Raw genomic sequence first — 13,921 nt, 5'->3', positions numbered from 1 at the left:
AATAGCAGCGCCGAACAATGATAAATCACATAGAAAGAAGCAGTCTATCGCCCCTATACCCACTATCCCCTTCGCTCAGGGGAGGTCGAATCGCAGCGCCGAACAATGATAAATCACATAGAAAGAAGTAGTCTATCGCCCCTATGCCCATTATCCCCTTCGCTCAGGGGAGGTCGAATCGCAGCGCTGAACAATAATAAATCACATAGAAAGAAGCAGTCTAACGCCCCTATGCCCACTATCCCCTTCACTCAGGGGAGATAATCTGCGCTCGCAGACTGAGTGAAAGGGATAGTGGCGTAAAGGTGGGAAAACGCCACCACGGCACTTTACTTCGACAAAGGAAACATGAAAGGCGCGGTCGTGCCTTGACTGCCTTAAACTTCAAACTATATAATGATCACATTGATTTGAGGGAGGCCCTTGTTAAATGGATAAGCCAAATGAAATGATCGTTGTCCTCGATTTCGGTGGACAATACAACCAGTTAATCGCTAGACGTATAAGAGATCTGGGCGTGTACAGCGAACTGCTGCCGTACAACACGTCGGTTGAGCGGATCCGTGAACTTCAGCCTAAAGGCATTGTGTTCTCGGGAGGTCCGGCAAGCGTGTACGAAGAGAAGTCGCCGCTCGTTGACCCGGCTATTTATGAGCTTGGCCTGCCGATCTTCGGCATCTGCTACGGTATGCAGCTTATGTCCCACCAGCTCCAAGGGAAAGTTGAACGCGCTGGCAAACGCGAATACGGTAAAGCCGAGGTTGATTTTGTGTCCGGCAGCCATCTCGTGGATGGATTGGAAAGCCGTCAAACCGTATGGATGAGCCACAGTGATCTCGTCGTGGAACCGCCAGCAGGCTTCCGCGTCGATGCCAGCACTGAGCATGCGCCAATTGCCGCGATGAGCAATGCTGAGCGCAAACTCTTCGCCGTGCAATTCCATCCAGAAGTGCGGCACTCTGTATACGGCAATGAGATGATCCGTAATTTTCTCTATAATATTTGCGGCTGTGAAGGCAACTGGAGTATGGGAACGTTCATCGAGGATACGATACGCGATATTCGCAACGAAGTCGGCAGCAGCAAAGTTCTCTGTGCACTGTCAGGCGGCGTTGATTCTTCCGTTGTTGCGATTCTTCTCCACAAAGCTATCGGCGATCAGCTGACCTGTATGTTCATCGATCACGGCCTCCTGCGCAAGGGCGAAGCGGAAAGTGTTATGGAAACGTTCGTCGGCAAGTTCGACATGAAGGTCGTTAAGATTGATGCCAGCGAACGCTTCCTCGGCAAGTTGAAGGGTGTCGATGATCCGGAACAAAAACGTAAAATTATCGGTAATGAGTTTATCTATGTGTTCCAAGAGGAATCAGAGAAGTTTGATGATTTCGAATTCCTGGCACAAGGCACGCTCTATACGGATATCGTCGAAAGCGGAACGGCAACGGCCCAAACGATCAAATCGCATCATAATGTCGGCGGTCTTCCCGAGGATATTAAGTTCAAGCTCGTTGAACCGCTTAAAGCGCTGTTCAAGGACGAAGTTCGCAAGGTCGGCGAGGAATGCGGCCTGCCAGCTGAGATTGTATGGCGTCAACCATTCCCTGGACCAGGACTGGCTATTCGCGTTCTGGGCGAAGTAACGGATGAGAAGCTGACCATCGTTCGTGATTCGGATGCTATCCTGCGCGAGGAAATCGCTAAAGCAGGACTCGACCGGGAAATCTGGCAGTACTTCACCGCCCTGCCTAATATGAAGAGCGTCGGCGTTATGGGTGACGCCCGCACATATTCCTACACAGTCGGCATCCGCGCCGTTACGTCCATCGACGGCATGACCGCCGATTGGGCCCGTATTCCATGGGACGTACTGGAGAAAATCTCCGTCCGTATCGTCAACGAAGTCGACAACGTTAACCGTATCGTCTATGACGTTACATCCAAACCACCAGCTACGATTGAGTGGGAATAACCAACCGCTATCAAACCTATTAATTGCGTCCTCCTACATTGGAGGGCGTTTTTTCATGGGGAATTATGTCGAATTTAAGCCAATCTTTAGCGGAAATTTATCTTTTTATGTAGCCATGGTCACAGAAAATAATGATTTCTCTATGATAAAATCACATTAAAGTCAGACTTAAGAACTATTTCATGGAGTGATGAATATGAGTCGTGTTCCAGTTAAGGATTTGATTGAAGGCGATCGTCTCGCTGATAATGTGTATCGCAATGATGGGCGGCTTGCTCTTGCCAAGGGCATGATTTTGACCAGCAGGCTGATTGAAGGCTTGTATAAGCTTAGTGTAGATGATGTGGAGATCGATAATCGCCGCAGCAATGAAGTAGCATCACATGAAACACCGGTTGAGGAACTGCCCACGATTCAAACGCTTCGCTATAAAGCGCTCGATGTACTGAAGACGGTGTTCGGCGAGGTATCGCTGAGAGGCTCGTTCAACAGCGCCCCGATCAATCGGCTAGCCAATGAAATTTCCCGTCGTTTCGGCAGTGATCTGGAATCGTCTGTTCAGATGAAGGAGCTTCGCGAGCACGATTCGTATCTGCTCTCGCACAGCATCAACGTCTGCTTGCTCGCTGTGCTCACTGCACACAAGCTGAACTACTCGGAGGAGCATCTGCGCACGGTCGCGATCGGCGCACTGCTGCATGATATCGGGTATGTGTCACCCGATGCTGCGAATCCCGCGCTTGACCATCCGCGAGCCGGATTTGATCTGTTGCGCCGCAGCAGCGACATCCCGCTTCTATCTGCACATATCGCGCTGCAGCATCATGAGCAGGTGAACGGGGCTGGTTTTCCACTCGGCATTCGCGGCGATGCTTTTCGCCAATCTGCTCAAATTGTTGCTATTTCTAATGATTTTGACCATTTTGTTAATGAAATTGGCAAAAATCGTCTTCCTCATGAAGGGATTGAGTATGTGATGTCGAAAGTAGATTCATCATACGATATTGAGGTTGTAAGAGCGTTCATTAAATGTATCACACCCTATCCGGTCGGAACGGTTGTCAAACTCTCGAACGGCATGACTGGCCGAGTGTGCGCCGTGGATGAGAGCCACCCGACACGTCCGGTCGTTGTGACGCGTGATCGCTCGGTTCGTCTGGACTTAATGAAGATGAACTCGATTCTGATCAAAGAGGTCGTGCTGAACAATGCGATCTAGCTGTTCCCAAGACCAGCAGGCTGTGCAGAACAGCGGGTTGTTGGCTAACAGGCCTCTAAGGTAGCGAGTGGACAAGTTAAGTGTGAATGATGATTTAGGAGCTGATAGTATTGACCAGAATGAATGCTATGGTTGATACGGCGAAACTGCAAGCGACGATTCCTTTCTTCAATGAACTGGATGCCGTTGTGGTTGATCGTATTCTGCCATATATTGTGGAGAAGACGTACAGGAAGGGCGCTATTATTTTTCTGCAGGGTGATGCAGGCGATGAAATTTTTTTCATTCGTTCCGGCGCGATTAATATTTATACGTTCGAAGGCATGAAGAAGGTTGTGTTTGCTTATTTGCGCGAAGGTGATTATTTTGGCGAGATGGCGCTTATTAAACCCGGTCTTGTGCGCTCCGCAACTGCGGAAGCAATGGCTACGACGAAGGTGCTGACACTGCGCAGGACGGATTTCGAGAATTTAATAGAAGCGAATCCGAGACTCGCTGTCCATCTATTGGACTACACGATGGAGCGTTTGCGGCAGGCCAACCAACAAGTGTATGACATGACCTTTCTCAATGTTCGTACACGAATTGTGAAGCGTTTGGCCACTGTCTCGAAAGCCTCCAGCAATAAGCTGAATGGAGAAGCACCCGTACAGTGGAAGGTCACCCATCAGCAATTAGGCGAAATGGTAGGAGCGGTGCGCGAGACGGTATCCAAGGTGCTGCTTGAGCTCCAGGAGGAAGGATTAATTGAAACCCGCAACAAAATGATTATAATCCCCGATCCGAGTCAACTTCAGAGAAAGCTGCTTGATGAGTCATAACGGCATTCATCCTCCAGTAAATACAATTATCCCTAAAATTATGGTATTGCGATCTCGAAAAAAGGATTAAACAGGAACTGCAGCCAATTAAGGAACGAAGATTGTTAATTTCATATTGACGTATGATCCCACCCTCTTTAAAATGATGATTGATTATCGTACAAACTGCATCTTTTTCGTATAATCTCAAGAATCGGCTTGAGAGTCTCTACGAGGTCACCGTAAATGATCTGTCTACGAAAAGCAGGAAGAGTGAGTGAATACGTCTACGGTCCGGTCGTATGCATACTTTTCTTGTTTGACGCGGAACCTAGGAGAGAATGCTTGTTATGGCATTTATTTCTTAGGTTTTTTGGTTTGTTCTGAACACATTTCTTTGGGGAGGCATTTCAAGAATGGAGCGTTTCTTTCGTCTGAAGGAACACGGAACAAATGTAAGAACAGAAATTATGGCAGGTCTCACGACTTTCATGACGATGGCCTACATACTTGCCATCAATCCCGGTATTCTGGATGATACTGGACTAACGGCATACTCGGTGTTTCTTGCTACTGCGCTTGCAGCCGGTATTTTCACCATTGCAATGGGAGTGTTCGTCAATTTCCCAGTAGCATTAGCTCCCGGAATGGGGCTCAACGCTTATTTTGCCGCAACGGTAATGGCTTCGAACGGAACGATTACTCCGTCAATGGCGCTGACGGCTGTATTTATTTCCGGTATTATCTTCATTATTTTGACGGTGACGCAAATTCGGCAAATGCTCATTACTGCCGTGCCTGACAGCTTGAAGCATGCGATTACGGTCGGGATCGGGCTGTTCATTACGATCATCGGCTTGAAAAACAGCGGCGTGCTGACTGTTGCAGTGGAGAATAAGGCTACCGACATCGTGAAGGGTGAATACACGGATGTTCTTGGTTTCGAAACGGTGTTTCATCTGGGAGATTTGGCAAGCCCAAGCGTCTATCTGACACTGGTAGGCATACTGCTCATAGCTATACTTATGGTCCTCCGTGTACCGGGCGCTATTCTGTTCGGTATTATCGGCACGACGATTGTTGCGATCCTTACTGGCGATGTGAACCTTAGCGCAGGACTGACGAACCAAGAGTGGCTGCCTGATTTCACGAAGCTAAACTTCTGGGATTTTGACTTTGCAGGTGTATTCGAGGTTGGTCTGATTTCTGTTATCGCCACCTTCACATTCGTTGAGCTGTTCGATACGTTCGGCACGCTCGTCGGAACGGCGAATCGCGCCGGTTATATGAAGGACCCTGAGAAAGGGAAGAAACGGATCGGCAAAGCGATGTTCGTTGACGCGATTGGTGTCAGCGGCGGCGCAATGCTGGGAACAAGCACGGTCACCGCATTCGTCGAAAGCTCGGCGGGGATTGCTCAAGGAGGACGTACAGGTCTTACTGCTGTATCAGCAGGCTGCGGCTTTCTGGTGGCGTTGTTCCTGTGGCCATTAATTGCGCTCATCCCAGGCTCTGCGACAGCTGCGGCGCTCATTATCGTCGGCGTGCTGATGATGCAGTCTGTTAAGGAAATTGATTTCTCTGATATGGTCTATGCGATTCCGTCCTTCCTGACGGTAGCGATGATGCCATTCACTTACAATATTGCAAACGGTATTTCGTTTGGTATCGTGTCCTATGTTGTGCTGGCATTCGTTGCGAATGCAACAGGCAAGGGCGAGAAGGGCAAGTACAACATTCACTGGCTGATGTGGGTGCTTGCCATCCTGATCGTTGCACGCTACGGATTCCTTGGCGCAGGCTAATCTGGCCTGAATATAGAACAATGAAAGAAGACAGCGCTGGACCGGCGCTGTCTTCTTTTTTTGCAATTGCACCGTATTGCAACTGGAGGCTATGACCCTGAATCCATAGATGATATCGATCCTGTGGATGAGCCAATGGGCTATACAAGATTGCACCACTTTATAAGGACGGGGTAGCCCTTCCATGGATCGAGGGTCTGCTTTCGGATGCATGATTCGTACTTCACACGCATCGGTGTTGCATTGCATTTGTACTTCACACGCCCTGGTGTTGCAATGCATTGCATTGTTATTCAGTCTTTACGGTGCAAACATAGCAGCGGAGGGTTGGAGGGATTCTGAAGAAACGATAGTGTTCGCCTTTAAAGCCTGATTTCAACCTATAAAGACCTTACAGTTAAGAAATCGGGCTTTAACAGCGATCGGAAGAACCCTCCGAACCCGTAGCCTTCCTCGATACATCAACCGCTAATTTTGGTTATGAGTCGAAAATATATAATCCAAGAAGATAATCGTAAAAAAATATCGTTTTTTGTAACCAAAGTTACAGAAAACAATGATTTCTCTATGATAGAATCAATGACAAGTTAGACTTTGGATCACTAAAAAAGAGCAGGCTTCTTTTTTGTTATCCAGAGGTTTATTTACAAATACTAACATTAAATAATTTTTTGGAAACTTATTTTTGCTTTGATACTAAAACATGTCTTAAAACCTATTGTCGATAAAGCGTAAATGTTGTAAATTCATGTTTGAAAAGATGGGAATATTATAAATCAGGGAGGTTTAATAATGGAGTTAGGAAAAAGCAAAAAAATTACAAAGTATATTGTTTCATCTACTATGGTAGTGAATGCAATGGCAGCACCTGTCGCGGTATTCGCGGCCAATGACAAGGTTGATCCTGCTTTGGTGCCAGCGGCTGTTCAGGAGCTCCTCGATAAGGGGATCCTGCAAGGGGATCACAATGGAAACGTTAACCTGGAAGGGAAATTAACTCGTATTCAGGTAGCTGCAATTCTTGCCCGGGCGCTTAACCTGGATGTTTCCAAATCGGGTACGGTGTCCTTTACTGATGTCAGCAGTGACAGCTGGGGATTGAAATATATCGCTTCCTTGCAGAATCTCGGAATCATGGTTGGCGATAATGGTAAATTCCGTCCTAACGCTTATCTGACGAAAGAAGAGCTGGCCACCATACTGGTTCGCGTTACTCAAACCAATATTGTAGGCAAAGGAAATAATATGGGTATATCCGATGCGGGACAAGTGAGCGATTGGGCTAAAGGTTATGTGCAAGCGGCACTTGAAGCAGGTCTGATTCCGTCTCAGGACGGCAAATTCGATCCGAAGGGCCAAATCACTCGGCAACAGGTTGCTCAAGTGGCAAGCAATTTCACCAAGAACGTGAAATTCGAGGAGTACAAAAGCTCCATCAATACGTTGCTGGACGAGGGCAAAAAGATTTCGAACAGTGATCCAACGGTCTAATTCAAGGATCTATTCCGAAGGTCGTTATCTCTTTTGGCAGTCAAAAGAGGTAACGGCCTTTAATCACATCCTACTTGAAGGATTGCTCCCTTATGAAAATGGTCTCTTATATTCTCGTTAACAATAATGAAGCCACTTTGGCTGACGCCATACGGAGTGTGAAGGGCCATGCGGACGAAGTCATTGTGGTTGATACAGGCTCGACGGATAACAGCGTTCGCATTGCGCTGGATTTGGGGGCTCGGGTTTATTATTTTGCATGGAACGGAAATTTTTCAGAGGCAAGAAATTACGCGCTTCACTTGGTTCAGGAAGCGGATTGGGTTCTAGTGATCGATTCTGATGAAGTGTTTGAATGGCGGGCTTCAATAAGCTTGAAGGAATGGGCAATGGAGCTGGACCCTGAACGAACGGTCGCCGCTTTCAACTGCTCTCATCTCGAATCGTCTAACTCGCGGCTTCTCTCGGTTACACATGTGGAGCGCTTGTTCTCGCCTGCTTTTTTCTATTACGCGGGGACGGTTCATGAAAGATTGCTTCCGCATAACAAGATGGAAAAGAAAGAGATTCGCTTATGTCCGTGTGCGGGATATCGGCATTATGGCTACTCGTCGGAATACCATGAAGTGAAAAGCAGCAGAAATATCGGCTTGCTGCAGCAAGCGGTGGGGTCAGACCCTTCGGACGGGTTTAACTACCGCTATTTGGCCAGTGAAACCTACAATGCCGGATATTATGCGGATACTATCAAATATGCCGATACGGCGCTGCATCTGCTCGCTGCTGTGGATACGTACAGCAGAGCGCAAGCGCATTATTATAAAACGATGGCGCTGCTTCAATTGAGGAACAATGCGGAAGCAGAGCTGGCAGCTGTCGCCGGCATGAAGGAATTGGGCGATTACCCGGACCTTTATGCGATTGCAGCTGAAATTTGTTTTGATGCACAGCGCTGGGAGGAAGCCTGCACAAGGTTCAATGAATGGCAGCAACGGCTGCAGAATCCAGCTAAGCTCTATCCCAATCATTGCATTTCTTTGGCAGAAACGTTTCACAGGCATCAGTGGATCGCTGCCAATAAGACAGGGAACTTCAAGAACACACTTAGGGGAGAGGCTCAGAACATGAAGGTGGCTTTATTGATCGTTCATCCGCATCTGGACAATGATTGGGAAGAGTTGTTGAGTCATATTCAGAGCAAGTTTCAAGGGCTTTCTTATGAAGTTGGTCTATGGTCAAAAGAACAGTTTGGCGTGAAAGCGAAATCCATCGCGGAAAAGGCCGGAGTCAGATATATAAAAGGCAAGAGCTTGGCGGAGGCGGAAGCTGCTCTACTGAACGCCTGCAATGCTGACTTGTTATGGGTCTGGAAGGCGAATGAACGGATCAGCTCCGCATTGAACGAGGAGCTGCTGCTTGCGGCTTTTGCCCATAATGGGACGGTCGCGATTCGTTCCTATTCGGAGAGATTGGGTCATCAATGGACCGAGAGCCGGATACGGATGAAGCCGATGCCGAATAAAGTGGTGTATTCTGCTTCACAGGCAGAGGCGGCTGCCGATGTAGAGTTTCAGCAGGAGCCTCTTGCAGACCGCTTTATTGTTGTGGAGAAGCCGTTGTTTATTCCAGTGGACAAGCAGCGGGAGTGGGTGGCATTGCTCTCCGAGGAGACTTCAGTTCAGAGGCTGCTGGCGTATTTCGGATGTCATAGATATTCCGATGTTCTGGCTATGGATGTTTCGTCAAAGGATGCTGCTGCGCAGCTCCCTTATCAATTCTATCAGGTGCTGTCGTATATGAATCTGGGCATGATAGAGCAAGCATCGGAGCTGATCTATACGGTACTGGATGCGGAGCTTGAAGAACAAGAGCAGCTTGATTTCATCTATCTGCTCGGCAAACTGGCCGTCAATGCGCAAATCGAAGAGATGAAGAGGGAGACGATTGAACTGCTGCAAGGCACAGTGCAATCGAACCCGCTGCTGGAGACCAGGCTTGTGCTGACGGAAGAACCGGACTGGCTTGCTCTGATCGCAGAGCTGCAATGGCAGCTGGGAGAGCGAAAGCAGGCCATTCTGTCCTGGCGGCATGCGCTGGAGAGCGCGGCATATTGCAATGAAGGCTGCGCTTACCGGCTTGCAGAGGCTGTCTACGAGGAGTATAAGACGGAAGGTTTTGAAGCGATAGCCCGCGCGATACTGGAAATCTTTAATGTTGATTCGCCGACTGCGCAATCGCTGCTGTACCCGGTCTATACGTATCTGAACATGCCGGAATGGGCGCTTCTATTCCAGCGCTTCCTTGCAGCCGATACTAACAACACGCAGAACAATGACGCGGCTCCGCTTGTAAGCGTCATTTTGCCCATACATAATGATACGCGCTATTTGGTTGAAAGTATTAGAAGCATATTATCCCAAACCTGTCTGGAGCTTGAGCTGATTATCGTGGATGATGGATCGGACGGGGAAGTGAGGGCGATTGCTGACCGATTCAAGTTCGACAGCCGGTTAAGTTTTTATAGACTGGAATCCAATGGCGGTCTGCCTCGTGCGCTGAACTATGGCATATCCAAAGCAAAGGGCGCTTATATGGCATGGACCTCGGCGGATAATTATGCGCATCCACGCTGGCTGGAACGGATGGTGCAGACGATATCTGCTAATCCAAGGGCAAGCGCGGTCATGTCAGATTACTATCATGTCGACGAGAACGGACTCGTTCTGGAGACGAAGCGCATGCCGGCGTATAAGCTGAACGGGCTTCAGAACGGCGGGCCATCTTTATTGTGGCGGACCTCCTCGCTGAAGAAAACCGGCGGCTTCGATGAATCGTTGTTCGGTATTGAAGACCGCGATTTTACAATTCGGCTCGCGCTTGCGGGCAACGTACATTTGTTGCCGGAACCTCTGTATTATTATCGGATTCATGAGGATAGCCTATCCTCCCGGATCGATGCGGGATCGTTGGGCGGCTGGCCGGAATTGCATGAGAAATTGAAGCGCAAATGGCTCTGTTTAAGTTTTGTATAACGGTGTAGGAGTTGGACGATGAATCAGCTTACTGAGCAGCAGCATCATGAGCTGCAATTGGATGCTTTGAGAGAAGTATGCAGAAAACGGCAGCTTGAGTTGAATGAATTGAAGCTGGCGAGCGCGGATGCAGAGAAAAGCATCCATATACGCCGTAAAGCAGTCGAGGGGAAGCTCCAGACGGTTCAAGCGCTGCAGCAGCATTTGAATCGGATGTCACAGCTTCTTATCGATAACGCGGCGCGTGTTTCTTATGAAAGAGACTATGAACAGAGACAACAATATTATAAATATACGGACCCGTCTGAAGTGGATGCGAAGGCGTTCAGGCCGTTATCGGCAGCTTGGAGGAGCTATAGAGGAGTCATTGTATCTCCGGACGGGCTGCGGTTTCAGAACGGGCGTATCCAATCGGCCCTCCGGGCGCTTGCCGGCGCGGGGTTTCTTTGTATTGCATTTAATCAGGAGGTCGGAGCTGCCGTCGAGCCTTCGGCGGAAGAGGGTTATTATGAGTTCAGAGACGAAATTATGCTGCTCAATTGGCTCACGGAACAAGGGATAAAGCCGATTGTTCTATGCACATGGGTGCTTCAATCCAGCTGGTTTGATCTGCTGGATTCGGCAACAATCTGGTACGATATTTGCGAGCATGAAGATGTGCTGTGGGGAATGGACGCCTCGGCCAGATTGAAGCATTATGACCTGTTGAAGCAGTCGACGGTCGTAACGTATTCGGACAAGAAGTGGAAGCGGTATGCCGGACCCAGAAAGGATGCGGTGTATCTCGACTCGGACGGAATCGGGGAAGCCGTTATCAGGTTAAGCGGAAGTTTGGAGGTATAAGGAGCATGTTGAATAAACGTTCGTCCGCTGGCGTCGGCGGAGCAATCGAGAGAGAAGCGGCGGCTCTGAGGCTGGTCGCACAGCAGATCAGCGCAATGGCAGTGGAGCAGGAGGACCAACTCGCAAGGTACGGGAATGAACGGTCCGATCTGGAGAGGGCCGAAGCCGAGCATGAGGCTATGATCGGGAAGCTCCAGAAGGATATTGCCGATCAACAGGCGGAACTGGCTGAGAATGATCTTCTCTATGCCCCTGAATATCAGGCGCGGGCCGAGCATTATAAAGCGGTTGTGAGTGCCCCGTTGACAGAGGAGGCAGGGCAAATTGTGCAGCTGCTGCAAAGCCTGGAATATCGCGGTATTGTAGTCTATCCCCATGCCGTTCGCTGGGAGCCGGTTCAACGTCCGCAGCATCTGCTGATGGAGTTTGCAAGGAAAGGATATCTCTGCTTTTTCTGCGATACGGCAGACACTTTTTCGATTCGGGAAGTAGAGGATCGCTTGTTTGTCATCTCTCAACAGGAGCATTTGCTGCAAGCGCTGCAGACCTCTCACGTACTCGTCATAAATTCTTATTTGCTGCAAAATTCATGGATTGACGCCTTGCCGCACAAAACCGTCTGGTATGATGTGCTGGACCGGGTCGATTTCTTCAGTATGTATGACAGAAATATGCTGGTTAAGCATTATGAGGTGCTGCATTCGGCTGACATTGTCACTTACTCGGCTCATCAATTGAAGGAGTGTGTCGGTGATCGGGAGGATGCCGTATATTTGCCCAATGCCTCGCGGCAGGAGGACTTCGAGTTTAGCGGGGACACCCCATTGGAAGTGCCGAACGACCTGAAATCGATTGTCCGGAAAAAGAAGCGAATCATTGGTTATTATGGCGCGATAGAGGAATGGTTTGACTCGAAGCTTGTGAAATCATTGGCGCGCGATCCTGGGGTCGAGATCGTTCTGATCGGTCATTGCGGAATCGCCAATGCATCCTTTCCAGCCAATGTCCATTTTCTCGGTCCCAAGCCGTATTTGCAGTTGAAGGAATATGCGGCCTGCTTCGATGCGCTCATCATTCCTTTTATCGTGAACAAGCTGACGAATGCGGTTTCGCCTGTAAAGTTTTTTGAATACTGCACGATCGGCAAGCCGATTATTACGACGCCAATCGCCGAGGTGGTTCCGTTCGCGGGTCCGGGAATTAAATTCGTGAAAGCCGGAGAAAACGTGAAATTGGATTCATCTTTGTGGAAGGTTACGCCAGAAGCACAAGCGCATTTGAAGTCCATATCAGACAAGAATCAATGGAGCAAGCGGGCTGAGCTGGTGCTAAGCGAGCTTGAGGCACGGCCTTCTTGTCTGAGTATATTCGCCAATCGCACCTATGACAGACATGTGGGCGTGTTTGCCGCAACCTTTCTCGACTATGAGGGAGGCAATTATTATTCCGGCGGTGCGGAGCGGTATCTTGTCGATCTGCATGAGGCTTGCGGCGAGCTTGGATTAAAGCTGGATATTTATCAATACGGTCATTTTCCTTGGTACCGGAAGTATAACGACATTGATGTCTATTCGCTGGGACATGAATCTTTAAATATGAATGAATTCAGCTTCGAGAATCTTAAGTTATTCAACCGGCGCTATCTATACGCAGCAGAAGGGAAATTGCTTCTCAATTTTTACTCGGCTTTTTTTCAGGCACATCCCGACGTGGCGCATCCCAGTATCGGTATCAGTCATGGCGTGGCATGGGACCATCCTGGGTGTGATTTTCAAAATGGTGATCAGTTCTGGAACTTTAATGAACGGTTCATCCAAAGCGCGAAGAAAGTTCAGAAGATGGTTTCAGTGGATACCAATACGGCAAACTGGTTTCAAACTGTATCTCACCGGACAGGCCAGCAAATGCTGACAATCCCCAATTACGTTGATCCGACGGAGTTCTATCCCGTCCCTCGCAAGGATGATGGGAAAGTCAGAATCGTCTATCCGCGGCGCCTCTATGAAGCGAGAGGATTGTATATTACGCTCGCTGCTGCGGAACAAATATTGCGGACATTTCCCGAGACGGAATTTCATTTTGTCGGGAAAGGGTTCGAGGCTGATCTCAAGGGGATCGACAAAGCTATGGAGCGCTGGCCGGGTCGAATATTCTGCTATCATCGGGAACCCGATGACATGCATCTCGTCTATAAAGAGGCGGATATTGTACTTATTCCTACGCTCTATAGCGAAGGCACGAGCCTCTCCTGTCTGGAGGCTTGCGCAACGGGCAATGCCATCATCTCTACAAGAATCGGCGGCTTGACCGATATAATTATTGACCGGTTTAACGGCTTGCTGATCAATCCGGACAGCAAATCGCTGGAGCAGGCCATTGTGGAATATCTAGAAAACCCCGAGCTGAGGGAACGGGTTGGCAAGCATGCGCTGGAGGTATCCAAAGCGTTCAATAAAGTGAATTGGAAGGAACGCTGGAAGGCGGTTATTACGGAGTTGATCGGTGACATAGCCAATGAGAAGGATGCGGGGCTTCCTTCCACTGAAGCTGTGGAATTCCGTCTTGGACCGGGAGCTCATGCAAGGCATTGGATGCCGGAAGCCGTACGATATTTGCAGCAGGGGAAAGCTGTGTTTATTCGCGGGAACCATGAACGGGAGGCTGAGTCGAGCTTCGGCAGGCTGCAATGGATAACAGAAGAGACGGAGCTGTATTTCGACCCTATTATAAAGAGGTTTGACTGAGAGGAAGAAGGTAGGCGT

8 protein-coding genes and 1 riboswitch are annotated in these 13,921 nt (G+C 48.9%); all 8 genes read left to right on the top strand.

Features of this window, described 5'->3' with window-relative positions; all coding sequences use genetic code 11:
* Nucleotides 1–430 precede the first annotated feature (430 nt).
* The 8 genes from guaA (at nucleotide 431) to L6H65_RS24755 (ending at nucleotide 13,903) form a co-directional block, all read left to right on the top strand.
* Nucleotides 431–1,969 (top strand): glutamine-hydrolyzing GMP synthase, encoded by a 1,539-nt coding sequence (guaA, locus tag L6H65_RS24790; RefSeq protein WP_236346862.1) that lies wholly within the window; start codon nucleotides 431–433, stop codon nucleotides 1,967–1,969.
* Nucleotides 1,970–2,165: 196 nt separating this feature from the next.
* The gene (locus tag L6H65_RS24785) at nucleotides 2,166–3,188 is read left to right on the top strand and encodes an HD-GYP domain-containing protein (protein WP_236346859.1); all 1,023 of its coding nucleotides are present in this window, start codon (nucleotides 2,166–2,168) and stop codon (nucleotides 3,186–3,188) included.
* A gap of 119 nt (nucleotides 3,189–3,307) precedes the next feature.
* The gene (locus tag L6H65_RS24780) at nucleotides 3,308–4,009 is read left to right on the top strand and encodes a Crp/Fnr family transcriptional regulator (protein WP_236346865.1); all 702 of its coding nucleotides are present in this window, start codon (nucleotides 3,308–3,310) and stop codon (nucleotides 4,007–4,009) included.
* Between the two features lie 156 nt (nucleotides 4,010–4,165).
* Nucleotides 4,166–4,266, top strand: a riboswitch (purine riboswitch).
* Nucleotides 4,267–4,404: 138 nt separating this feature from the next.
* A complete protein-coding gene (locus L6H65_RS24775; protein WP_236346857.1) occupies nucleotides 4,405–5,793 on the top strand; it encodes an NCS2 family permease in 1,389 nt (462 codons plus the stop codon).
* A 792-nt stretch (nucleotides 5,794–6,585) separates the two neighbouring features.
* Complete coding sequence (locus tag L6H65_RS24770) at nucleotides 6,586–7,284, top strand: S-layer homology domain-containing protein (protein WP_236346853.1); 699 nt, start codon at nucleotides 6,586–6,588, stop codon at nucleotides 7,282–7,284.
* Nucleotides 7,285–7,376: 92 nt separating this feature from the next.
* Nucleotides 7,377–10,316, top strand: coding sequence for a glycosyltransferase (locus L6H65_RS24765; RefSeq protein WP_236346850.1), 2,940 nt, complete (start codon nucleotides 7,377–7,379; stop codon nucleotides 10,314–10,316).
* An 18-nt stretch (nucleotides 10,317–10,334) separates the two neighbouring features.
* Complete coding sequence (locus L6H65_RS24760; RefSeq protein WP_236346848.1) at nucleotides 10,335–11,159, top strand: hypothetical protein; 825 nt, start codon at nucleotides 10,335–10,337, stop codon at nucleotides 11,157–11,159.
* 5 nt (nucleotides 11,160–11,164) lie between these two features.
* Nucleotides 11,165–13,903 carry a glycosyltransferase gene (locus L6H65_RS24755; RefSeq protein WP_236346845.1) on the top strand — a complete coding sequence of 913 codons (2,739 nt, stop codon included), beginning with the start codon at nucleotides 11,165–11,167 and terminating at the stop codon, nucleotides 13,901–13,903.
* Nucleotides 13,904–13,921: the final 18 nt, after the last annotated feature.

Origin of the sequence: Paenibacillus plantiphilus (assembly GCF_927798095.1) — a bacterium.
GTDB classification, from domain to species: Bacteria; Bacillota; Bacilli; order Paenibacillales; family Paenibacillaceae; genus Paenibacillus_Z; species Paenibacillus_Z plantiphilus.
Note: the sequence above shows the minus strand (reverse complement) of the source record. Positions and strands in the feature narration are given on the sequence as shown.